Genomic DNA, 978 nt, shown 5'->3' with positions numbered 1-978 from the left:
AGATGTGTATAAGAGACAGCACTTCAGAAGATGGTCGTACTTCTGGAAGCATCGCTTTCGGGACATCTAAGATGTCGAGTAACTCGTCATCCCATTTTAATTCATGAATGTTATACATCAACGTACGACTTGCATTCGAATAGTCGGTCACATGTGCTTTTCCGCCGGATAATTTCCAGATGAGCCACGTATCGATCGTACCGAACAATAGTTCACCACGTTCAGCACGTTCCCGTGCTCCTTCGACATGATCTAAAATCCATTTGACTTTCGTACCAGAGAAATAAGCGTCAATCAATAGACCTGTCTTCTCACGGAAGAGCTCGGCATGACCGGCTGCTCGAAGCGCTTCACAGATTTCAGCCGTTTGTCTCGATTGCCACACGACTGCATTGTGAATCGGTTTCCCTGTTTCTTTTTCCCAGACGACAGCTGTTTCACGTTGGTTCGTGATTCCAATACCAGCAATCTGCGACGGCTTTACGTTCGCCTCCGTCAGACAAGTCGCCACGACAGCAAGGACACTTCCCCAAATCTCGTTTGCGTTGTGTTCGACCCAACCTGGTTTCGGAAAATACTGCGTGAATTCCTGTTGTGCTGAATGGACGATCTCGCCGGCACGATTAAACAGGATCGCACGTGTACTCGTCGTTCCCTGATCCAATGACAAAATGTAGTTCTCCATCTCTTCCCCATCCTTTTGTATCTAAATAAGTTAAGCTGACTTTGACTCCACTGACGTTGTTTTGTTCGGACGAACACCGAATCTATAGCATAAGCCTAATATGACGATTGTCACAAGTCCTACAATCCAAAAAGCCGGTGTATCTTTCCCTGTGAAGACCGAACGATAAAACAATCCGCCAAGACTTCCACCGAGAACTGGTCCGAGAACCGGAATCCAAGAGTACCCCCAGTTCGATGATCCTTTTCCATGAATCGGTAGGATGAAGTGGGCGATACGTGGACCAAGGTCCC

General features: G+C 47.2%; 1 protein-coding gene and 1 pseudogene. Both read right to left on the bottom strand.

Translation table 11 applies throughout. The features are described from left to right. Positions 1–685, bottom strand: a 685-nt coding sequence (locus F8N00_RS18085) for an FGGY family carbohydrate kinase (RefSeq protein WP_421018759.1), incomplete at its 3' end; no start/stop codon positions are given. A gap of 30 nt (positions 686–715) precedes the next feature. Next, positions 716–978 (bottom strand): annotated as a pseudogene (locus F8N00_RS18080) (aquaporin); the annotation flags it as partial.

Origin of the sequence: Exiguobacterium sp. A1_3_1 (assembly GCF_048985645.1) — a bacterium.
Taxonomy (GTDB): domain Bacteria; phylum Bacillota; class Bacilli; order Exiguobacteriales; family Exiguobacteriaceae; genus Exiguobacterium_A; species Exiguobacterium_A indicum.
This window is presented reverse-complemented; position numbering and strand designations above follow the sequence as displayed.